The sequence below is a fragment of the Pseudomonas sp. JL3 genome (assembly GCF_031570575.1).
GTDB lineage: Bacteria > Pseudomonadota > Gammaproteobacteria > Pseudomonadales > Pseudomonadaceae > Aquipseudomonas > Aquipseudomonas cucumis.
Genome location: NZ_JAKWJK010000001.1, coordinates 295,753 through 318,054, shown reverse-complemented (window position 1 = coordinate 318,054; position 22,302 = coordinate 295,753). Strand labels below are relative to the sequence as shown.

Annotated in this window: 13 protein-coding genes; 9 read left to right on the top strand and 4 right to left on the bottom strand. The window is 61.0% G+C overall.

Annotated features, from left to right (window positions below; translation table 11 throughout):
* The first annotated feature begins 206 nt into the window (after positions 1 to 206).
* From MMG91_RS01265 to MMG91_RS01240, 6 genes are all read left to right on the top strand, one after another.
* Positions 207 to 1,523 (top strand): MdtA/MuxA family multidrug efflux RND transporter periplasmic adaptor subunit, encoded by a 1,317-nt coding sequence (locus tag MMG91_RS01265; protein ID WP_310658474.1) that lies wholly within the window; start codon positions 207 to 209, stop codon positions 1,521 to 1,523.
* Positions 1,520 to 4,624 carry an MdtB/MuxB family multidrug efflux RND transporter permease subunit gene (locus MMG91_RS01260; protein ID WP_305506585.1) on the top strand — a complete coding sequence of 1,035 codons (3,105 nt, stop codon included), beginning with the start codon at positions 1,520 to 1,522 and terminating at the stop codon, positions 4,622 to 4,624. Before MMG91_RS01265 ends, MMG91_RS01260 begins: the two co-directional genes overlap by 4 nt.
* Entirely contained in the window at positions 4,621 to 7,728 is a 3,108-nt protein-coding gene (locus tag MMG91_RS01255; RefSeq protein WP_310658473.1) for an efflux RND transporter permease subunit, read from the top strand. The genes MMG91_RS01260 and MMG91_RS01255 overlap by 4 nt, the downstream gene beginning before the upstream one ends.
* On the top strand, positions 7,725 to 9,206 hold the full coding sequence (locus MMG91_RS01250) for an efflux transporter outer membrane subunit (protein ID WP_310658472.1): 1,482 nt from the start codon (positions 7,725 to 7,727) through the stop codon (positions 9,204 to 9,206). Before MMG91_RS01255 ends, MMG91_RS01250 begins: the two co-directional genes overlap by 4 nt.
* 137 nt (positions 9,207 to 9,343) lie before the next feature.
* Complete coding sequence (locus MMG91_RS01245; protein WP_310658471.1) at positions 9,344 to 11,425, top strand: EAL domain-containing protein; 2,082 nt, start codon at positions 9,344 to 9,346, stop codon at positions 11,423 to 11,425.
* A gap of 115 nt (positions 11,426 to 11,540) precedes the next feature.
* A complete protein-coding gene (locus MMG91_RS01240; protein WP_008069154.1) occupies positions 11,541 to 12,287 on the top strand; it encodes an SDR family oxidoreductase in 747 nt (248 codons plus the stop codon).
* Between the two features lie 79 nt (positions 12,288 to 12,366).
* Here the strand turns inward: MMG91_RS01240 and mapR are convergent, their stop codons facing one another.
* The 3 genes from mapR to MMG91_RS01225 all read right to left on the bottom strand — a co-directional run bounded on the left by mapR (position 12,367) and on the right by MMG91_RS01225 (position 15,768).
* Positions 12,367 to 13,776: a GntR family transcriptional regulator MpaR gene (gene mapR, locus MMG91_RS01235; RefSeq protein ID WP_310658470.1), complete on the bottom strand. Its 1,410-nt coding sequence runs from the start codon at positions 13,774 to 13,776 to the stop codon at positions 12,367 to 12,369.
* A gap of 132 nt (positions 13,777 to 13,908) precedes the next feature.
* Positions 13,909 to 15,339 (bottom strand): cytochrome c oxidase accessory protein CcoG, encoded by a 1,431-nt coding sequence (gene ccoG / locus MMG91_RS01230; protein WP_310658469.1) that lies wholly within the window; start codon positions 15,337 to 15,339, stop codon positions 13,909 to 13,911.
* Positions 15,340 to 15,534: 195 nt separating this feature from the next.
* A complete protein-coding gene (locus MMG91_RS01225; protein ID WP_310658468.1) occupies positions 15,535 to 15,768 on the bottom strand; it encodes a DUF3203 family protein in 234 nt (77 codons plus the stop codon).
* A 130-nt stretch (positions 15,769 to 15,898) separates the two neighbouring features.
* Between MMG91_RS01225 and MMG91_RS01220 the strand changes: the two genes are divergently transcribed.
* Positions 15,899 to 16,399, top strand: a complete 501-nt coding sequence (locus MMG91_RS01220; RefSeq protein ID WP_310658467.1) for an MgtC/SapB family protein — start codon at positions 15,899 to 15,901, stop codon at positions 16,397 to 16,399.
* Between the two features lie 17 nt (positions 16,400 to 16,416).
* On the opposite strand, the gene MMG91_RS01215 is transcribed toward MMG91_RS01220, so the two are convergent.
* Positions 16,417 to 16,590 (bottom strand): hypothetical protein, encoded by a 174-nt coding sequence (locus MMG91_RS01215; protein WP_305449559.1) that lies wholly within the window; start codon positions 16,588 to 16,590, stop codon positions 16,417 to 16,419.
* A 216-nt stretch (positions 16,591 to 16,806) separates the two neighbouring features.
* Between MMG91_RS01215 and MMG91_RS01210 the strand changes: the two genes are divergently transcribed.
* Positions 16,807 to 18,807 carry an alpha-1,4-glucan--maltose-1-phosphate maltosyltransferase gene (locus tag MMG91_RS01210; protein WP_310658466.1) on the top strand — a complete coding sequence of 667 codons (2,001 nt, stop codon included), beginning with the start codon at positions 16,807 to 16,809 and terminating at the stop codon, positions 18,805 to 18,807.
* A gap of 152 nt (positions 18,808 to 18,959) precedes the next feature.
* Complete coding sequence (gene treS / locus MMG91_RS01205) at positions 18,960 to 22,301, top strand: maltose alpha-D-glucosyltransferase (RefSeq protein WP_310658465.1); 3,342 nt, start codon at positions 18,960 to 18,962, stop codon at positions 22,299 to 22,301.
* Position 22,302 lies beyond the last annotated feature (1 nt).

Genomic DNA, 22,302 nt, shown 5'->3' with positions numbered 1-22,302 from the left:
TTGCCCTGCACAACAGCAGACCCGGCGCGACGGGGTAATTAATTGAGAACGCCCCCTCTGTCCAGGCCGTTTTCATTTGTGCTTCAGTGTCTTAGATAAATCTCCTGTTACGTAAGCCAAAGGTAAATTGCCGGTAAAGGCGCTTTGCTTAATACCCGCCAGTGCTTATCGTTCAGCCTCCTGTAGAAAGAAGCTTCACGCGCCCAATGGTTGATCATTCCATGCAATCCTCCGCTTCCCGCAATCCTCGTCGCTGGCTGTTCGGCCTGCTTGTCCTGTTGGTCATCGCTGGCCTGTGCTGGAAGTTCTGGCCCGCAGGCAGCAGCCCGAAGGAGGGCGCAGGGCAGAAAGCCGTTGCCGGGCATACCGGTCGGGTGGGGGGGATGCGTCCGGGGTTTGGTGGGGCATCCGGGCCGGTACCGGTGCGCGTGGCGCCAGCGGTCAAAGGCGATTTCCCGCTGTATTACAAGGCGCTGGGTACGGTCACAGCGCTGAACACCATCAATGTGCGTAGCCGCGTTGGCGGTGAGTTGATAAAGATTTCGTTCGAAGAAGGGCAGATGGTCAAGGCGGGCGACCTGCTGGCCGAGATCGACCCGCGTCCTTACCAGAATGCCTTGCTCCAGGCCGAAGGCACCTTGCTGCAGAATCAGGCACAACTGAAGAATGCTCAGGTCGATGTCGAGCGCTATCGCGGCCTGTACCGCGAAGACAGTATCGCCAAGCAAACCCTCGACACTGCCGAAGCATTGGTCGGCCAGTATCTGGGCACGGTCAAGACCAATCAGGCGGCGGTCAACGACGCCAAGCTCAATCTGGAATTCACCAAAATCCGCGCGCCGATCGCCGGGCGCGTGGGCCTGCGTCAGCTGGACGTCGGCAACCTCGTCGCGGCGAACGACACCACGGCGCTGGTGATCATCACCCAGACTCAACCGATCAGCGTGGCGTTCACCTTGCCGGAAAACAACCTGGACACCGTGCTGGCCCGCTATCGCACCGGCGCCAGACTGCCCGCCGAAGCCTGGGACCGTGGCGATACCAAATTGCAGGCCACTGGCGTGTTGCAGAGCCTGGACAACCAGATCGACGTCACCACCGGCACCCTGAAATTCAAGGCCCGCTACGAGAACCGCGATCAAGCGCTGTTCCCCAACCAGTTCGTCAACGTCCACCTGCTGGCCGACACCCTCAAAGGCGTGGTGCTTGTGCCTTCGGCGGCGATCCAGTTCGGCACCAACGGCACGTTCGTCTATGCCATGGACGGCGACAAGAAGGTCACCATCCGTCAGTTGAAAGTCGGCGCCAGTGACGGTGACAACACGGTGATCACCGAAGGCCTGGCTGCTGGCGATCGGGTGGTGCTGGAAGGCACCGACCGCCTGAAGGAAGGCAGCGAAGTGGAGGTCGTCAACGACAGCAAGGATGTACCGACCACCCCGACCGAACACCTGCAAGGCAAGTCGGCCGCCACTGCACCTGAGGCGACGGCCACCGACAAGGCGAAAAAGGGCGGCGCATGAACATCTCGCGGCTGTTCATCCTTCGCCCGGTCGCCACGACCCTGAGCATGCTGGCGATTATTCTGGCCGGCGTGATCGCTTATCGGCTGCTGCCGGTGTCGGCATTGCCCCAGGTCGACTACCCGACCATTCGTGTGATGACGCTCTATCCTGGCGCCAGCCCGGATGTCATGACCAGCGCCGTGACCGCGCCGCTGGAGCGTCAGTTCGGGCAGATGCCTGGCCTGACCCAGATGGCGTCCACCAGTTCTGGCGGCGCCTCGGTGCTGACCCTGCGGTTCAGCCTCGATATCAACATGGACGTCGCCGAGCAGCAGGTTCAGGCCGCGATCAACGCCGCGACCAATTTGCTGCCCAAGGACTTGCCGGCGCCACCGGTGTACAACAAGGTCAACCCGGCGGACACCCCGGTGCTGACGCTGGCCATCACCTCGAAAACCATGCTGTTGCCCAAGCTCAATGACTTGGTCGACACCCGCATGGCACAGAAAATTGCCCAGATCAGCGGCGTCGGCATGGTCAGCATTGCCGGCGGCCAACGTCAGGCAGTGCGCATCAAGGTCAACCCCGAGGCCCTGGCGGCCAATGGCTTGAACCTGTCGGACGTGCGCACCTTGATCGGCGCTTCCAACGTTAACCAGCCCAAGGGCAACTTCGACGGCCCGACCCGGGTGTCGATGCTCGACGCCAACGACCAGCTGACTTCGCCCAAGGACTACGCCAACCTGATCCTCGCCTACAGTAACGGCGCGCCGTTGCGGCTCAAGGATGTGGCGGAAATCGTCGATGGCGCCGAGAACGAACGTCTGGCGGCGTGGGCCAATGAAAATCAGGCGGTGCTGCTGAACATCCAGCGCCAGCCCGGCGCCAACGTCATCGAAGTGGTCGACCGGATCAAGGCCTTGCTGCCGAGCATCACCGACAACCTGCCGGCCGGCCTCGACGTCACGGTGCTCACCGACCGCACCCAGACCATCCGCGCCTCGGTCACCGACGTGCAACACGAACTGCTGATCGCCATCGCGCTGGTGGTGATGGTCACGTTCCTGTTCCTGCGGCGGGCCAGTGCCACGATCATTCCGTCGGTGGCCGTGCCGCTGTCGTTGATTGGCACCTTCGGCGTGATGTACCTCGCGGGCTTTTCGGTCAACAACCTGACCCTGATGGCGCTAACCATCGCCACCGGTTTTGTGGTGGACGATGCGATCGTCATGCTGGAGAACATTTCCCGATATATCGAAGAGGGCGACAGCCCGCTGCAAGCGGCGCTCAAGGGCGCCAAGCAGATTGGCTTCACCCTGATTTCCCTGACGCTGTCTCTGATTGCGGTACTGATTCCGCTGCTGTTCATGGCCGACGTGGTGGGGCGCTTGTTTCGCGAGTTCGCGATTACCCTGGCGGTGGCGATCCTGATTTCCCTTGTCGTCTCCCTGACCCTGACGCCAATGATGTGCGCGCGGCTGCTCAAGCGTGAACCCAAGGAAGCAGAACAGGGCCGTTTCTACCGCTCCAGTGGCGCCGCAATTGATTGGATGATCGCGGCTTACGGGCGCAAATTGCAGTGGGTGCTCAAGCATCAACCGCTGACCTTGATGGTGGCCATCGGCACCTTGGCGCTAACGGTGTTCCTGTACATGGTGGTGCCCAAGGGCTTCTTCCCGGTGCAGGACACCGGCGTGATCCAGGGGATTTCCGAGGCGCCGCAGTCGATTTCCTTCGCGGCGATGAGCGAGCGCCAGCAGGAACTGGCCAAGGTGATCCTGGCCGATCCGGCGGTCGAGAGCCTGTCGTCCTATATCGGGGTCGACGGCGACAACTCGACGCTGAACAGCGGTCGGTTGCTGATCAACCTCAAATCCCATAGCAATCGCGACCTGAGTGCCACCGAAGTGATCGCGCGCCTGCAACCGGAGCTGGACAAGCTGATCGGTATTCGCCTGTTCATGCAGCCGGTGCAGGACCTGACCATCGAGGACCGGGTCAGCCGTACGCAGTACCAGTTCAGCATGTCGTCGCCGGATTCCGAGTTGCTCAGCCTGTGGAGCGGGCGTCTGGTGGAAGCGCTGGCGCAACGGCCGGAGCTGACCGACGTCGCCAGCGATCTGCAGGACAAGGGCTTGCAGGTTTATCTGGTGATCGACCGCGATGCGGCGTCGCGGGTCGGCGTATCGGTGTCGAACATCACCGACGCGCTGTACGACGCCTTCGGTCAGCGGCAGATTTCCACCATTTACACCCAGGCCAGCCAATACCGCGTGGTGCTGCAATCGCAGTCTGGCGAGAAGATTGGCCCGGATGCGCTGAACCAGATTCACGTCAAGACCACCGATGGCGGTCAGGTGCGCCTGTCCAGCCTGGCGCATGTCGAGGAACGCCAGGCGCAACTGGCGATTACCCACATTGGCCAGTTCCCGGCGGTGATGATGTCCTTCAACCTGGCGCCCGGCGTAGCGCTGGGGCATGCGGTCGAGATCATCGATCAGGTGCAGAAAGACATCGGCATGCCGATTGGCGTGCAGACCCAGTTCCAGGGCGCGGCCGAAGCGTTCCAGGCGTCGCTGTCGAGCACCTTGCTGCTGATTCTGGCGGCGGTGGTGACCATGTACATCGTGCTCGGCGTGCTTTACGAGAGTTACATCCACCCGATCACCATCCTCTCGACCTTGCCCTCGGCGGCGGTCGGCGCCTTGCTGGCGTTGCTGTTGAGCGGCAATGACCTGGGGATGATCGCGATCATCGGCATCATCCTGCTGATCGGTATCGTGAAAAAGAACGCGATCATGATGATCGACTTCGCCCTCGAGGCGGAACGTAACCAGGGCATGGACCCGCAAACCGCGATCTATCAGGCAGCGCTGCTGCGTTTTCGGCCGATTCTGATGACCACCCTGGCGGCGCTGTTCGGCGCGGTGCCGCTGATGTTGGCCACCGGTTCCGGCGCGGAACTGCGCCAGCCTTTGGGTCTGGTGATGGTCGGTGGCTTGCTGGTGAGTCAGGTGCTGACGCTGTTCACCACGCCTGTCATCTACTTGTACTTCGACCGCCTCGGGCGGCGCTGGGGCCGTAAGTCCGAGTCTGTGGAACCGGTAGAACAGCCATGAACCTGTCCGGACCTTTCATCAAGCGCCCGGTCGCAACGATGTTGTTGAGCCTGGCGATCATATTGCTGGGCGGCGTGAGCTTCGGCCTGTTGCCGGTATCGCCGCTGCCGCAAATGGACTTCCCGGTGATTGTGGTTCAGGCGAGTTTGCCCGGTGCAAGCCCCGAGGTCATGGCCTCGACCGTGGCCACGCCGCTTGAGCGTTCCTTCGGCGCCATCGCCGGGGTCAACACCATGAGCAGCCGTTCCAGCCAGGGTTCGACCCGGGTGATTTTGCAGTTCGACCTGGACCGCGACATCAACGGCGCGGCGCGGGAAGTGCAGGCGGCGATCAACGCCTCGCGCAACCTGCTGCCGAGCGGCATGCGCAGCATGCCCACCTACAAGAAGGTCAACCCGTCCCAGGCGCCAATCATGGTGCTGTCGCTGACCTCGGATGTATTGGAAAAAGGCCAGCTCTATGACTTGGCCTCGACCATTTTGTCCCAGAGCTTGTCGCAGGTGCAGGGCGTGGGTGAAGTGCAGATCGGCGGCAGCTCGTTGCCGGCGGTGCGCATCGAACTCGAACCCCAGGCGCTCAATCAGTACGGCGTGGCGCTGGATGACGTGCGCAACACCATCGCCAACGCCAACGTGCGCCGGCCCAAGGGCTCGGTCGAAGATGGCCAGCGGCTGTGGCAGGTGCAGGCCAACGATCAACTGGAAAAGGCCAAGGATTACGAATCGCTGATCATTCACTACGCGGACGGCGCGGCCCTGCGCCTGAAGGATGTGGCCAAGGTCAGCGACGGCGTCGAAGACCGCTACAACAGCGGCTTCTTCAACGACGACGCGGCGGTGTTGCTGGTGATCAACCGCCAGGCCGGCGCCAACATCATCGAGACGGTCAACGAGATCAAGGCGCAGCTGCCGGCGTTGCAGGCCGTGCTGCCGGCCAGCGTCAAGCTGAACCTGGCGATGGACCGTTCGCCGGTGATCAAGGCCACCCTGCACGAGGCGGAAATGACCCTGCTGATTGCCGTGGTGCTGGTGATTCTGGTGGTGTTCCTGTTCCTCGGTAATTTCCGCGCCTCGCTGATTCCGACCCTGGCGGTGCCGGTGTCGCTGGTGGGCACGTTTGCGGTGATGTACCTCTACGGTTTCTCCCTGAACAACCTGTCGCTGATGGCGCTGATCCTGGCCACCGGGCTGGTGGTGGACGACGCCATCGTGGTGCTGGAGAACATTTCCCGGCACATCGACAAGGGCATGCCGCCGATGAAGGCCGCATACCTCGGGGCCCAGGAAGTTGGTTTCACGCTGCTGTCGATGAACGTCTCGCTGGTGGCGGTATTCCTGTCGATCCTGTTCATGGGCGGGATCATCGAAAGCCTGTTCCGCGAGTTTTCCATCACCCTGGCAGCCGCCATCGTGGTGTCGTTGCTGGTGTCGCTGACGCTGACGCCGATGCTCTGCGCCCGCTGGCTCAAGCCGCATACGCCGGGGCAGGAAAACCGCCTGCAACGCTGGAGCCAACAGACCAACGAGTGGATGGTCGGCAAATACGCCACCAGCCTTGATTGGGTGCTGCGCCACCGTCGGCTGACCTTGCTCAGCCTGCTCGTGACGATTGGCGTGAATATTGCGCTGTATATCGTTGTTCCTAAAACATTTTTGCCTCAGCAGGACACCGGCCAGTTGATAGGTTTCGTGCGGGGCGACGACGGGCTGTCATTCAGCGTGATGCAGCCGAAGATGGAAATCTTCCGCCGCGCCGTGCTCAAGGACGAGGCGGTGCAAAGCGTCGCCGGGTTCATCGGTGGCAGCAACGGTACCAACAACGCCTTCATGCTGGTGCGGCTCAAGCCGATCCAGGAGCGCAACCTGTCCGCGCAGAAAGTCATCGAACGCCTGCGCAAGGAAATGCCCAAGGTGCCCGGTGCGCAATTGATGCTGATGGCCGATCAGGACCTGCAATTTGGCGGCGGTCGCGAGCAGACTTCCTCGCAATATTCCTACATCCTGCAAAGCGGCGATCTTGGCGCGTTGCGTGAGTGGTATCCGAAAGTCGTCACCGCCCTCAAGGCGCTGCCGGAACTGACGGCGATTGACGCACGCGAAGGCCGTGGCGCCCAGCAAGTGACCCTGATCGTCAATCGCGATCAGGCCAAGCGTCTGGGCGTGGATATGGACATGGTCACGGCGGTGCTGAACAACGCCTACAGCCAGCGGCAGATTTCGACGATCTACGACAGCCTCAACCAGTATCAGGTGGTGATGGAGGTCAACCCGAAATACGCCCAGGATCCGATCACCCTGAATCAGGTCAAGGTGATCACGGCCGACGGTGCGCGGATTCCGCTGTCGACCATCGCTCACTACGAAAACAGCCTGGAAGACGACCGGGTCAGCCACGAAGGCCAGTTCGCTTCAGAAAGCATCGCCTTCGACATGGCCGAAGGCGTGACGGTGGAGCAGGGTTCGGCGGCCATCGAGCGGGCGATTGCCAAGGTCGGTTTGCCGGAAGACGTGATCGCGAAAATGGCCGGTACCGCCGATGCGTTCGCCGCCACCCAGAAGAGCCAGCCGTGGATGATTCTCGGCGCGCTGGTGGCGGTGTATCTGGTGCTGGGTGTGCTGTATGAAAGCTACATCCACCCGCTGACCATTCTCTCGACCTTGCCGTCGGCCGGGGTCGGGGCGTTGCTGTCGATCTATGTGCTGGGCGGCGAGTTCAGCCTGATCTCCCTGCTCGGGCTGTTCCTGTTGATCGGTGTGGTGAAGAAAAACGCGATTCTGATGATCGATCTGGCGCTGCAACTGGAGCGGCACCAGGGCCTGGAGCCGCTGGAGTCGATCCGCAGTGCCTGTCTGCAACGACTGCGGCCGATTCTGATGACCACCCTGGCGGCGATCCTCGGCGCCTTGCCGTTGCTGCTGAGCCGGGCCGAAGGAGCGGAAATGCGTCAGCCGCTGGGTCTGACCATCATCGGCGGGCTGGTCTTCAGCCAAGTGCTGACCCTTTACACCACCCCGGTGGTTTACCTCTATCTCGACAACCTGCGCCATCGTTTCAACCGCTGGCGTGGGGTGCGTACCGATGCTGCTCTGGAAACTCCGCTATGACTGACCGTTCGCTTATCAATCTGGTTGCACCGCTGATCACAGCCCGAGGCTCGCGTTTGCTGAGCCTGTCGCTGTGCGTGGCGATGCTCAGTGCCTGCGCCATCGGCCCGGATTACCAGCGCCCGCAAGCCGCCGCGCCGGCACAGTACAAAGAGGCCGCCGGATGGCGCCAGGCCAACCCCAGCGACTCTCTGGCGCGCGGTGCCTGGTGGGAGCTGTATGGCGATCAGCAGCTCAATGGTTTGATCGAAAAACTCAACAGCGCCAACCAGACCGTCGCCCAGTCCGAAGCGCAGTACCGCCAGGCCCAGGCCTTGGTACGCAGTGCCCGGGGGGCGTTTTTCCCGACCGTGGACCTGACGGTCGGGAAAACCCGCTCCAGCCAAGGCACCGGTAGCAGCAGTTCGAGCCTGAGCAGTTCTTCCAGTGGTATTCGCGACACCTATACGGCGCAGGCCGGAGTCAGTTGGGAAGCAGACGTCTGGGGCAAATTGCGCCGAGGCCTGGAGGCCGACACGGCCAACGCCGAGGCGAGTTTTGCTGACTTGGCGGCGATGCGCTTGAGCCAGCAATCGGAGCTGGTGCAGAACTACCTGCAACTGCGGGTGATCGACGAACAGAAACGCCTGCTGGAAGCGACGGTCGAGGCCTATCAGCGTTCGCTGACCATGACCGAAAACCAGTACCGCGCCGGTGTCTCCGGCAAGGACGCAGTGGCCCAGGCCACTACTCAGCTCAAAAGCACCCAGGCGGAAATGGTCGACCTGATCTGGCAGCGCGCGCAGTTCGAGAACGCCATCGCCGTACTGATTGGTCTGCCGCCGGCCGAGTTCAGCCTGGCTGAAACCAAAGACATCCCGGCATTGCCGCAGGTGCCGCTGAGCCTGCCTTCGCAGTTGCTGGAGCGCCGCCCGGACATTGCTTCCGCCGAGCGCTCTGTAATGGCCGCCAACGCCAACATCGGCGTGGCCAAAGCCGCCTACTACCCGGACCTGACCCTGAGCCTGAACGGCGGTTATAGCAGCAGCACCTCAAACAATTGGATCAGCGTGCCGAACCGTTTCTGGTCGGTAGGCCCGCAACTGGCCATGACCCTGTTCGACGGTGGGCAGCGCTCGGCGGAAGTCGATCGCAGCGAAGCGGCCTACGACGAGACCGTCGCCAAGTACCGCCAGACCGTGCTCGACGGCTTCCGTGAAGTGGAAAACTATCTGGTGCAGCTCAAGGTGCTGGAAGACGAAGCCAAGGTGCGCCAGGAAGCCCTGGATGCGGCACGCGAGTCCCTGCGCTTGACCCAGAATCAGTACAAGGCCGGGGTGATTGCTTATCTGGATGTGGTGGTGGTTCAGGCTACGGCGTTGAGCAACGAGCGCAACGTGCTGAGTTTGCTGCAGAGCCGCTTGATCGCCAGCGTGCAGTTGATTGCCGCGCTGGGCGGCGGGTGGGACGGGCAGCTTCAGGTGAGCGGCAAGCAATAGCGCATGATCGTTCCCACAAACGTTTCATCACCTTGATGGCCTTTTGATGACTTTGTGAGTGCGTTCGTCAGCGGAGTCAGTACAATCCCCGACTTTGCTCCCCGAGAACGGATGCGGGGGCAGTCGCGAGAAGTCTCATGCTCATCGGTAGTTATTCCCTTACGCTGGTTTTCATATCGCTCTGTGTGGCGATACTTGCCTCTTACACCGCGCTCGACCTCACCGGTCGCATCGCCACGGCCAAGGGTCGGGCGGTGCATCTGTGGACGGCGGGCGGCGCTTTTGCAATGGGCATTGGCGTGTGGTCGATGCATTTTATCGGCATGCTCGCGTTCACATTGCCAATCGATCTGGGCTACGACGTTACTCTCACGGCGCTGTCCCTCTTGATTGCGGTCCTGTCCTGCGGTTTTGCCCTGTGGCTGGTCAGCCAGCCACAACTGCCGGCCTGGCAACTGGCGTTCGGCGCGCTGGTCATGGGCGCTGGCATCAGCGCCATGCATTACACCGGCATGGCCGCGATGCGCATGCAGCCGGGCATCGATTACGACCCGACACTGTTTAGCGCGTCGCTGCTGATTGCCGTCGGTGCGTCGGGCGCCGCGTTATGGATCGCTTTCCGCCTGCGTCGGCACGCACCGTATGTTCGCCTGATCCGCGGCGGAGCAGCGGTGATCATGGGCATCGCCATCGTCGGCATGCACTACACCGGCATGGCCGCGGCACGTTTTGCCGATGGCAGTTTCTGTGGCGCGGCGGCTGATGGCCTGAACGGCGAGGGACTGGACAGTCTTGTTCTGATCACCACCCTGGCGGTGTTGAGCATTGCCTTGCTGACGTCGATCCTCGATGCACGCCTGGAGGCTCGCACCGCGGACCTCGCTCAATCGCTGACCGAAGCCAATCGCGAACTCACCCAACTGGCGCTGCACGACACCCTGACCGGGCTGCCGAACCGAGTATTGCTGGCCGACCGTATCGATCAGGCGATGTCGAGGGTGCAGGAGCAGGGCGGCTGTTTTGCGCTGATGTTCATTGATCTGGACGGCTTCAAGCCGGTCAACGATGCCTTTGGGCACCACATGGGCGATCAGTTGCTGCGAGAGGTCGGCCTGCGCCTTCGCGAGGATTTGCGCAGCCAGGACACCCTGGCGCGGATCGGCGGCGATGAATTTGTGCTGCTGGTGCGACTCACCGAACAGAACGACGCGCTGAACCTGGCGGCGCGTCAGGTGGGGCTGATCGCGCGCTCGTTCCGGGTCGCGGAACATGACTTGCAGATCTCCGCCAGCGTTGGCATCGCGCTCTATCCGGGCAACGGTCAGACCGCCGAAGAGTTGTTGATGAATGCTGATGCCGCGATGTACCACGCCAAAGGCGCCGGGAAAAACGGCTACAGCTTCTTCGACGTGTCGATGAACAGCAACGCGCGCAAACAGCTGCAATTACTGCAAGACTTGCGCACCGCCCTCGATCAGCAGCAGTTCAGTCTTTATTACCAACCCAAATTCGACGCCAGCCATGGCCGACCGGTGGGGGCCGAGGCGTTGTTGCGCTGGGCGCACCCGACCCAGGGCCTGCTGCTGCCGGACACGTTCATCGACTTGGCGGAGAAGACCGGGCTGATCATCCCGATCGGCGAATGGGTGCTCAATGAAGCCTGCCGTCAGATGCGCGAGTGGTACGTGCTCGGTTACACCGACTGGCGCATCGCGGTGAACCTCTCGGCCTTGCAGTTCTGCCACGCGGGGTTGGTCCAGAGCGTCGCCAAGGCCCTGGCCACTCATCATTTGCCGGCCAACAGCCTGACCCTGGAAATCACCGAAACCACCGCCATGAGTGACGCCGATGCGAGCATGACGATACTGCAGGAACTCTCGGAAATGGGCGTCGACCTGTCCATCGATGACTTTGGCACCGGCTATTCGAGCTTGATGTACCTCAAACGCCTGCCGGCCAATGAATTGAAAATCGACCGGGGTTTCGTTCGCGATCTGGAACACGACAGCGACGACGCGGCCATCGTCTCGGCCATCGTCGCCCTTGGCCAGGCGTTGGGCTTGCGAATCGTGGCTGAAGGGGTGGAAACCGACGTCCAGCAAGACTTCCTGACCCAACTCGGTTGCGACTCGTTGCAAGGGTATTTGCTGGGGCACCCGCTGCCGGCGGAACGCTTTATGGTCGATATTCACCGTGGGGAGCAATTGGCGGCGGGCTGATAGACCCTCGCCACAGGTGAGTGTCATTGGAATTGACGCAGGTTCATGCAAAACCGCGCAATGGCGGTTATTCTTGGCCCCGACTGCATACGCTTGTAACGGGGGAAATGCCAGCATGGATAAAGTCATCGTCATCACCGGCGGCAGCCGCGGTATCGGTGCCGCCACGGCCCTGTTGGCCGCCGAGCAAGGCTATCGGATCTGCATCAACTACCAGTCCGACGAGCAGGCGGCGCACAGTGTGCTGGAACAAGTTCGTGCACTCGGTGCCCAGGCCATTGCGGTGCGCGCCGATGTCAGCATCGAAGACGAAGTGATCGGCCTGTTCCACCGCGTGGACACCGAACTCGGTCGGGTCACGGCGCTGGTAAACAACGCCGGTACTGTCGGGCAAAAGTCGCGGATCGACGAAATGTCCGAATTCCGTATTCTGAAAATCCTCAAGACCAACGTCCTGGCACCGATCCTTTGCGCCAAACACGCGATCCTGCGCATGTCGCCCAAACATGGCGGGCAGGGCGGCAGCATCGTTAATGTGTCGTCGGTCGCTGCCCGCTTGGGCGCCCCCAGCGAATATGTAGACTATGCCGCGTCCAAAGGCGCGCTGGACACCTTCACCATCGGTCTGTCCAAGGAAGTAGCGGGCGAGGGGATTCGCGTCAACGCCGTGCGGCCGGGCTACATCTACACCGATTTCCATGCATTGAGCGGTGATCCGGATCGGGTCAGCAAGCTGGAATCGGCGATTCCGATGGCTCGGGGTGGGCGGCCGGATGAGGTGGCGGAGGCGATTGTTTGGTTGTTGTCGGATAAAGCGTCGTATGCAACCGGGACTTTCGTCGACCTTGGTGGTGGACGCTAATCCTCAAGATTTGCGGTGTCTGGGCTATCGCCTTCGCGGGCTTGCCCGCGAAGGCGATAGCCCAGACAACATCAAACCTTCAGAACGACCGCACAATCCGCCCCAACGTCTCCATCGCCTTCTCCGAATCCTCAGTCCAAGGGCTGCCATAATTCAGCCGTATACAATTCCTGAACCGCCGGGTCGGTGAAAAGATCGGCCCCGGCGCGATGCTGATCCCTTGGGCCAGCGCCATCTGGAACAACTTCAACGAATCCATCTGCGGCGGCAGTTCCAGCCACAAAAAGTAGCCTCCCGCTGGCTGGCTGACACGTGTCTGCGCCGGGAAGTAGCGGGCGATGGCGGCGAGCATGGCGCTTTGCTGTTCTTCCAGGGCGTAACGCAGTTTGCGCAGGTGCCGGTCGTAGCCGCCATGTTGCAAGTAATCGGCGATGGCGGCCTGGGCGGGCATCGAGGCGCAGAGCGATGTCATGAGCTTCAGGCGTTCGATTTTCTGCGCATACCGCCCGGCAGCGACCCAGCCGATGCGGTAACCGGGGGCCAGGCTCTTGGCGAACGAGCCGCAATGCATCACCAACCCTTCAGTATCGAAAGCCTTGGCCGGTTTCGGCGCCTGTTGCCCGTAATAGAGCTCGGCGTAGACGTCGTCTTCGATCAGCGGCACTTGATGGCTGCGCAACAACTCCACCAGTTCCTGCTTCTTCGCTTCGGGCATGGTCGCGCCCATGGGGTTCTGGAAACTGGTCATGCACCAGCAAGCCTTGATCGGATGCCGTTCCAGGGTTTGGGCGAGCACGCCGAGGTCGATGCCGTCTCGTGGGTGGACGGGAATTTCCACTGCTTTGAGCTTCAACCGTTCCAGCACTTGCAGGCTGGCGTAGAACGCCGGGGCTTCGATGGCCACCAGATCGCCGGGCTCGGTCACGGCTTGCAGGCACAGGTTCAGGGCTTCGAGGGCGCCGTTGGTGATCAGCAGTTCTTCCATGGGCAACATCAGCCCGCCGACCATGTAGCGCAGGGCGATTTGTCGACGCAGCTGCGGGTTACCCGGCGACATGTCGGTGACCACCATGCGCGGGTCCATTTCCCGGGCGGCACTGGCCAGCGAGCGGGACAGGCGTTGCAGCGGGAATAGCGTGGGGCTGGGGAACGCCGAACCGAAGGGCACGGTGTTCGGATCCTTGATCGAATCCAGCACCGAGAACACCAGTTCGCTGACGTCGACTTCGGTGGACTCATTGACCTGACTGCTGATCACCGGCTCCGAGAACGGGCTCGGTGCATGCGCATTGACGAAGTAGCCGGAACGCGGCCGGGCACGGATCAGGCCGCGGCGTTCGAGCAGGTAATAGGCCTGGAACACCGTGGACGGGCTGACGCCGTAGGTCTGGCTGGCGTAGCGCACCGATGGCACCCGCTGGCCGGGACCGAGGACGCCGGAGCGGATCAGTTCAGCGATGTCGTCGGCGAATTTTTCGTAGCGTTTCATCGAGTGCTCGAGTGGGAGTCATTCTGGAACATCGGGGGTGGCTTCTTCGCGGGCAAGCCCGCTCCCACAGGTACTGCGCTGTCGTTGTGGGAGCGGGCTTGCCCGCGAATGGCAGCACCGCAGTTTAAAGGCTCAACGGTTCATCGGCGCAACAAACCGGCTCTTGGCCACGCTGTAGATGTCCGGCTCATCGCTGTCGACAATCTTGAAATTGATGGTTTGCGAGCTGCTGCTCGGACGTTCCGTGGTCATGGCCACCGACACCGGCACGTCGACGATCTCACCGGGAGCCAGGCTCAGTTCGGCCTTGCCTTGCAGCTGGAAGCCATCGCCATCAACCAGCGTCAGGCGATAGTCCTGACGTTGCTGGGTCTTGTTGATGACCTTCAGGCTGTAGATGTTTTCGATCTGGCCTGCACTGTTCTCGCGGAACAGGCCACGGTCCTTGCTCACGTCCAGCGACACCATCGGCCGCTCCACCAACGCCAGGGCGAGGGCACCGATCATCACCAGCAGCACGGCGGTGTAACCGATCAAGCGCGGACGCAGCAGGTGGGTCTTGCCACCCTGCAACTCATGTTCCGAGGTGTAGCTGATCAGCCCACGGGCGTAGCCCATTTTGTCCATGATCGAATCACAGGCGTCGATGCACGCGGCGCAACCGATGCATTCCATCTGCAAGCCGTCGCGGATGTCGATGCCGGTCGGGCACACCTGCACGCACAATTGGCAATCGATGCAATCACCCAGTCCGACTTCGGTGGGTTTCACCTCACGCTTGCGCGGGCCACGGTTTTCGCCGCGGGCCACATCGTAGGAAATGGTCAGGGTGTCCTTGTCGAACATCACGCTCTGGAAGCGCGCATAGGGGCACATGTGCATGCACACCGCTTCGCGCAGCCAACCGGCATTGATGTAAGTGGCACCGGTGAAGAACAGCACCCAGAACAGGCTGACACCGCTGATTTGCAAGGTCAGCAGTTCTTCGGCCAGCGGACGGATCGGTGTGAAGTAGCCGACAAAGGTCAGGCCGGTGAGCAGGCTGATCGCCAGCCACAGGGTGTGTTTGGCCGAGCGGCGGATCAGTTTGTTCAGGCCCCAGGGTGCGGCTTGCAGCTTGATCCGTTGGTTGCGCTCGCCTTCGGTGAGCTTCTCGCACCACATGAAGATCCACGTCCAGGAACTCTGCGGGCAGGTGTAACCGCACCAGACCCGGCCTGCGAACACGGTGATCGCAAACAGGCCGAACGCGGCGATGATCAGCAGCGCCGAGAGCAGGATGAAATCCTGTGGCCAGAAGGTAGCGCCGAAGATGTGGAATTTGCTTTCGGAAAGGTCCCAGAGCACCGCTTGGCGGCCGCCCCAGTTCAGCCATACCGTGCCGAAGAACAACAAAAACAAAACCCCAGCGCCACTCAGGCGCAGGGTGCGGAACAAGCCCGTGAAGCTGCGGGTGTGGATCAGATTGTCGCTGGACTTGGGCTTTATCTTTGGACGTAGAGGCTCATTGTTTTTTATAAATGCGGCAGGTTCAACGGTTCGGACGGGGATTCTATCGCTCATGGTCTTTCGCTCATCAGCCTCCATCAGGCCTGAGCACTATGACCAGCGATCTGTTTGCATAACAGACTCAGCTAAACCAATAAAAAGCGGATCAGATGAGTTTCTGGCACTCGCCTGCGACAACTTGATGCACCCGCAACGGTTGGCCGCAAACACCTGTGCCAGGTGTCTGCGGCGTGTGTTGATGTGGGTCAGTCAAATCACCGAATCACTATCCGTCGCCTTCAAATGTCGGCGACTGTCCACGGCGCCTGCTACGGTCAATGCATCGGCTTCTGCTTCGGTGATATAGAAGCGTTGGCCGTCGAGGTCGACCGCCGACATGGATTTTTCCGGGTCGGTGATGACGGTCACGTCGGAGCAAAGACGGATTTCTTCGCCGTTTCGGGTGATGAAGAAACAGGTCTGGTTTTCGATGCGCACAGTCATGGAGGCGTCCTTTTTTCGGCGGATTCTGAAGTGTTAGGGCGCATCCGCCGGTCATCGTTCTGTGCAACCGATTAATGGTGGGTGGGGTCCATCCTCTATCGAGTCATTAAATCATCACAAGGACTGCGCCATGGACGCTTGGTGGCACGAGGTTTGGGTGACGCTGCTAGCAGAGTTCGCCGACATTGGCGATGCTTCACAACTGACGCGTATTACGGTGCGCTTGCTGATGGCCGCCTTGCTGGGTGGCATTCTCGGTTTCGAACGTGAACAGAAGGGCAAGGCCGCCGGGATTCGCACCCACATGCTGGTGGCGCTGGGCGCGGCGTTGTTTGTGCTGGTGCCGCAGATGTCAGGATCCCAGGCCGATGCCATGAGCCGGGTGGTGCAGGGCGTGATCGCCGGCATCGGCTTTCTCGGCGCCGGGACTATCCTGAAAAACACCGATGGCGATGAGGGCCATGTCAAAGGCCTGACCACCGCCGCCGGTTTGTGGATGACGGCGGCCATTGGCGTTTCGGTCGGAATGGGCCGCGAGGCGACGGCGGTGCTCAGTACGTTGCTGGCGTTGGTGATTCTCGGTGTGATGCCTATCGTCGTGCGCCAGATTGAAAAGGATCGAAACCTGTAATTGAACCTTCATGCAGCTTACGGATGCACGATCTCTGGCGGCTGGGAGCTTGGCGGCTCTTCCCGGGGTGGCGGGCTGGTGCCTGGCGGTTCCTGCTCCGGGATGGGGCCGGGTTCGGTCGGCGGGGTTGGCGGAATCGTGGGCTCATCGATGTTCGGATCGGGTGTCTCGGCGGGGATAGGAATACTCATCGAAACAGTCTCCAGTGGCAGATGGCGTGAGTCGTGCTTAAGTTGATTGACCCGTACTCAGGGAATTTGATTCCCCGCAAGACTTGGCAAATCCCACTGAACTTTTACCGGCGCCTGCTGTTCGGAACTTAAGTGAGTTCATGCCGGGGCAGATCGTTTCGTGTGAACGACGACCAGGCACAAGAGCGTCCTTGGGGCGTTAAGGAGAGATGCTCGATGACCGCTGAGAAAAAACCCACAGAGTTGAGCTACAACCCGCATATACCGCTGTCGCAGGCGTTACTGCTGCCGCGGATCGTGATCGAAAATACCATGCCGACCCTCAATGGCGGGCAATTCGCCGTTAAAGCCGTGATTGATCAGGACGTGGTGGTGACCAGCAAAGTGTTTGCCGACGGTCACGACAAACTGGCCGTGCGCATCCGCTGGCGTGCCGACGGCGACGAAGCCTGGCAGAGCGAGGTGATGAGCGAACTGGGCAATAACGGCTGGCAGGGCCGGTTTCGTGTCAAGAAGCAGGGGCGCTATGTGTTCTGCCTCGAAGCCTGGATCGATCAGTTCGCCAGTTTTTGTTATGAGCTGGAGAAAAAACACGCCGTCGGCGTTTCGGTCAGCCTGGAATTGCAGGAAGGGCGCACCCACGTCCAGCAGGCGGCTGAACGCTCCGAGGGCGTGCTCAGCGAACAACTGGCGGCGTTGCACCATGAGCTGTCCGGTTTGCTCGAAACCGAGCAGGTTGCCTTGTTTCTGCACCAGCGTAGCGCGGACTTGATGGCCCAGGCTGACCATCGTCCCTTCCTGACCCTGAGCCCTGAATACCCCGTGGACGTAGAGCGAGCGCTGGCGCAGTTCGCCAGTTGGTATGAATTGTTTCCGCGCTCGATCACCGATGATCCGGCCCGCCACGGCACGTTCAACGACGTGCATTCGCGGCTGCCGATGATCCAGGACATGGGCTTCGACGTGCTGTACTTCACACCGATCCACCCGATCGGCCGCAGCTACCGCAAAGGCCCGAACAACTCGTTGACCGCCGGCCCCGATGACCCGGGCAGCCCTTATGCCATCGGCAGCGAAGAGGGCGGGCATGAGGCGATTCACTCGGAACTGGGCACTCGCGAGGACTTTCGCCGGCTCGTCGTAGCGGCCTCCGAGCATGGGCTGGAAATCGCTCTCGATTTTGCGATTCAGTGCTCCCAGGACCACCCGTGGCTCAAGCAACACCCGGGCTGGTTCAACTGGCGGCCGGACGGCACGATCAAATACGCCGAGAACCCGCCCAAGAAATACCAGGACATCGTTAACGTCGACTTCTATGCCGTAGATGCCATTCCCAGCCTTTGGATCGAGTTGCGTGACATCATCGTGGGCTGGGTCAAGGAGGGCGTGAAACTGTTTCGCGTCGATAACCCTCACACCAAACCGCTGCCGTTCTGGCAGTGGATGATCGCCGATGTGCGGGCGCTGTACCCCGAGGTGATCTTCCTGGCCGAAGCCTTTACCACGCCGGCGATGATGGCGCGCCTGGGCAAGGTCGGTTACTCCCAGAGCTACACCTATTTCACCTGGCGCAACACCAAAAGCGAACTGGCGACCTATCTCACCGAACTCAACGAGTCGCCGTGGCGTGAATGCTACCGGCCGAATTTTTTCGTCAACACACCGGACATCAACCCGGCGTTCCTGCATGAGTCCGGGCGCGCAGGTTTTCTGATTCGTGCCGCGCTGGCGACCATGGGCTCCGGGCTGTGGGGCATGTATTCGGGTTTTGAACTGTGTGAAGCGGCACCGGTGCCGGGCCGGGAGGAATACCTCAATTCCGAGAAGTACGAGATCCGTCCACGGGACTTCAACGCGCCGGGCAACATCATTGCCGAAATCGCCCAGCTCAACCGCATTCGCCGGCAGAACCCGGCGCTGCACACGCACTTGGGCCTGAAGGTCTACAACGCCTGGAACGACAACATTCTGTACTTCGGAAAACGCAGCGTCGACGGCAGCAATTTCATTCTGGTAGCGGTCAGCCTCGATCCGCATCACGCCCAGGAGGCGAACTTCGAATTGCCGCTGTGGGAGATGGGCCTGCCCGATGAAGCCAGCACCCAGGGTGAAGACTTGATGAACGGCCACCGCTGGACTTGGCACGGCAAGTACCAGTTCATGCGGATCGAACCGTGGCATCTGCCGTTCGGGATTTGGAGGATTTCAACTTCTTGACTGTCATGTTCATTCCCACGCTCCGCGTGGGAATGCCGCCCTGGACGCTCCGCGTCCGCCGCTGTGACGCAGAGCGTCACTGGATGCATTCCCACGCAGAGCGTGGGAACGATCTCGGCCAAGGCGTTCTCTAGTATTCACAGGAGTTACAAATGGCGAAGAAACCCAGGTCAGCCACCTTTATCAAAGATCCACTCTGGTACAAGGATGCAGTGATCTACCAGGTTCACGTTAAGTCTTTTTTCGACTCCAACAATGACGGGATCGGCGACTTTCCCGGCCTTATCGCCAAACTCGATTACATTGCCGATCTGGGCGTCAACACCATCTGGCTGTTGCCGTTCTACCCCTCGCCACGACGCGACGATGGCTATGACATCGCCGAATACCGTGGTGTGCATCCTGACTACGGCACCATGGCCGATGCCAAGCGCTTCATTGCCGAATCCCATAAACGCGGCCTGCGGGTGATTACCGAACTGGTCATCAACCACACCTCGGATCAGCACGCGTGGTTCCAGCGCGCGCGCAAGGCCAAGCCCGGTTCGGCAGCCCGCGACTTCTACGTCTGGTCCGATGACGACCAGAAATACGACGGTACCCGCATCATTTTTCTCGATACCGAAAAGTCCAACTGGACCTGGGACCCGGTGGCCGGTCAGTACTTCTGGCACCGTTTCTATTCGCACCAGCCGGACCTGAACTTCGACAACCCGCAGGTCATGAAAGCGGTGCTGTCGGTAATGCGTTATTGGCTCGACATGGGCATCGACGGTCTGCGGCTGGACGCGATCCCGTACCTGATCGAGCGCGACGGCACCAACAACGAAAACCTGCCCGAGACCCACGACGTCCTCAAGCAGATCCGTGCCGAGATCGACGCAAACTATCCCGACCGCATGTTGCTGGCCGAGGCCAATCAGTGGCCGGAAGACACTCAGCTGTACTTTGGCAATACCGACGCCAGCGGGCAGAACGGCGACGAATGCCACATGGCCTTTCACTTCCCGTTGATGCCGCGCATGTACATGGCGCTGGCCCAGGAGGATCGTTTCCCGATCACCGACATTTTGCGGCAGACCCCGGAAATCCCGGCCAACTGCCAGTGGGCGATTTTCCTGCGCAACCACGATGAGCTGACCCTGGAAATGGTCACCGACCGCGAGCGCGACTACCTGTGGAATTACTACGCCGCCGACCGTCGCGCGCGGATCAACCTGGGGATTCGTCGGCGTCTGGCGCCGTTAATGGAACGTGATCGCCGCCGGGTGGAATTGCTCAACAGTTTGCTGCTGTCGATGCCCGGCACGCCGACCCTGTATTACGGCGATGAAATCGGCATGGGCGACAACATCTATCTGGGCGATCGCGACGGCGTGCGCACGCCGATGCAGTGGTCGATCGACCGCAACGGCGGTTTCTCCCGCGCCGACCCGGCCAGCCTGGTGTTGCCGCCGATCATGGACCCCCAATACGGCTACCTGTCGGTCAACGTCGAAACCCAGGCCGGCGATCCTCATTCATTGTTGAACTGGAACCGGCGCATGCTCGCGGTGCGCAAACAGTCCAAGGCCTTCGGTCGCGGGACGCTGAAGATGCTCTCGCCGAGCAATCGACGGATTCTGGCGTATACCCGCGAATTCACCGGCCCGGACGGCAAGCACGAGATTATTCTGTGCGTGGCCAACGTGTCCCGCAGCGCGCAAGCGGCGGAGCTGGACTTGTCGGCATACGTCGGCATGGTTCCGGTGGAGATGCTCGGCGGCAATGCGTTCCCGCCCATCGGCCAGTTGAATTTCCTGCTGACGCTGGCGCCTTACGGTTTCTATTGGTTCGGGCTGGCGGCGGAAAACCAAATGCCGAGCTGGCACGTGGAGCCGGCGCAAAGCCTGCCGGACTTCACCACCCTGGTGCTGAAGAAACGCATGGAAGAGCTGCTTGAAGCGCCGTCCCGCCAAACCCTGGAGCAGGGCATCCTGCCGAGCTGGTTGCAAAACCGTCGCTGGTACGCCGGCAAGGACGGCGTCATCGACAACGTCAATCTCGCTTACGGCGTGCGTTTCGGCGACCCGCAGCATCCAGTGCTGTTGGGTGAAATCGACGTCACCAGCGGCGGTCAGACCAGCCGCTATCAGTTGCCATTCGGTTTTATTTCCGAGGAGCAGGTCGGCGCGGCGTTGCCGCAACAATTGGCACTGGCCCGGGTTCGGCGCGGTCGGCAGGTCGGCCTGATCACCGATGCTTTCAGCCTCGACAGCTTTGTGCATGCCGTGTTGCAGGGCATGCAGTCCGGTACAGTGTTGTCATCCGACGGTGGCGAGATCCGCTTCGAACCGACCGACGAACTGACCAGGCTTGGCCTGACGGCCGAATCGGAGGTGCGCTACCTGTCCGCCGAGCAATCCAACAGTTCGGTAGTCATCGGCAGCAGCCTGGTGCTGAAACTGATCCGCAAGGTCGCGTCAGGGGTGCATCCGGAACTTGAAATGAGTGCGTACCTGACCCATGCCGGTTTCAAAAATATTTCGCCGCTGTTGGGGGCGGTGATTCGTCGCGATGCGGCGGGCGAGGACACGCTGTTGATGATTGCCCAAGGCTATTTGAGCAATCAGGGCGATGCGTGGGAATGGACCCAGAACAACCTCGAACGGGCGCTTCGTGACGAGCTCGCCGATGCGGTGTCCGAGCAGGAACAGCACTACAACGCCCTCGGCGAGCTGAAGGATTTTGCCGGCATGCTCGGCCAGCGCCTGGGGGAAATGCATCAGGTGCTGGCGGCCCCGAGCGCCAACGCGGACTTCGCTCCACAGATCACCAGCCAGAAAGATGCCCTGGCCTCGGCCAAGGACGTGGCGGCGCAACTGGAACATGCCCTGAAGTTGCTCAAGCAGCATCAAACTGAACTGAACGCCGCGGATCAGGCATTGGTCGGTCGCTTGCTGGACAACAAAAAAACCATCCTCAGTCATGTTCAGGAGTTGGGTAAGAAAGCCGCTGGTGGCCTGCGTATTCGCGTCCATGGTGACTTGCACCTGGGGCAGGTGCTGGTGATCAAGGGCGATGCCTACCTGATCGATTTCGAGGGCGAACCGGCGCGGCCGCTGCATGAGCGCCGAGGCAAACACAGCCCTTATAAAGATGTCAGCGGCGTGTTGCGCTCCTTCGATTACGCCGCAGCGATGACGATCAACGTGCATAACGTCGATAAAACCGCCGACGCTCAGGCGGCGCGTCAACGGGTCGCCGATCGTTATCTGAAAGAGGCGCGGCAAGCATTTGTCGACGCTTATCGGCTGGCGGCAGCTAGTCTTGCTCATGCATGGCAAGATCCTGAAGGCGAGGACGCCGCGCTGGCGTTGTTCGGTCTGGAGAAGGCAGCTTATGAAGTGGCCTATGAGGCTGAAAATCGCCCCACCTGGCTGCCCGTGCCGTTGCACGGTCTGTACGGGTTATTGAGTGGGCTCAAACCCTTTTCCGATCTTGGTGGAGAGTAGT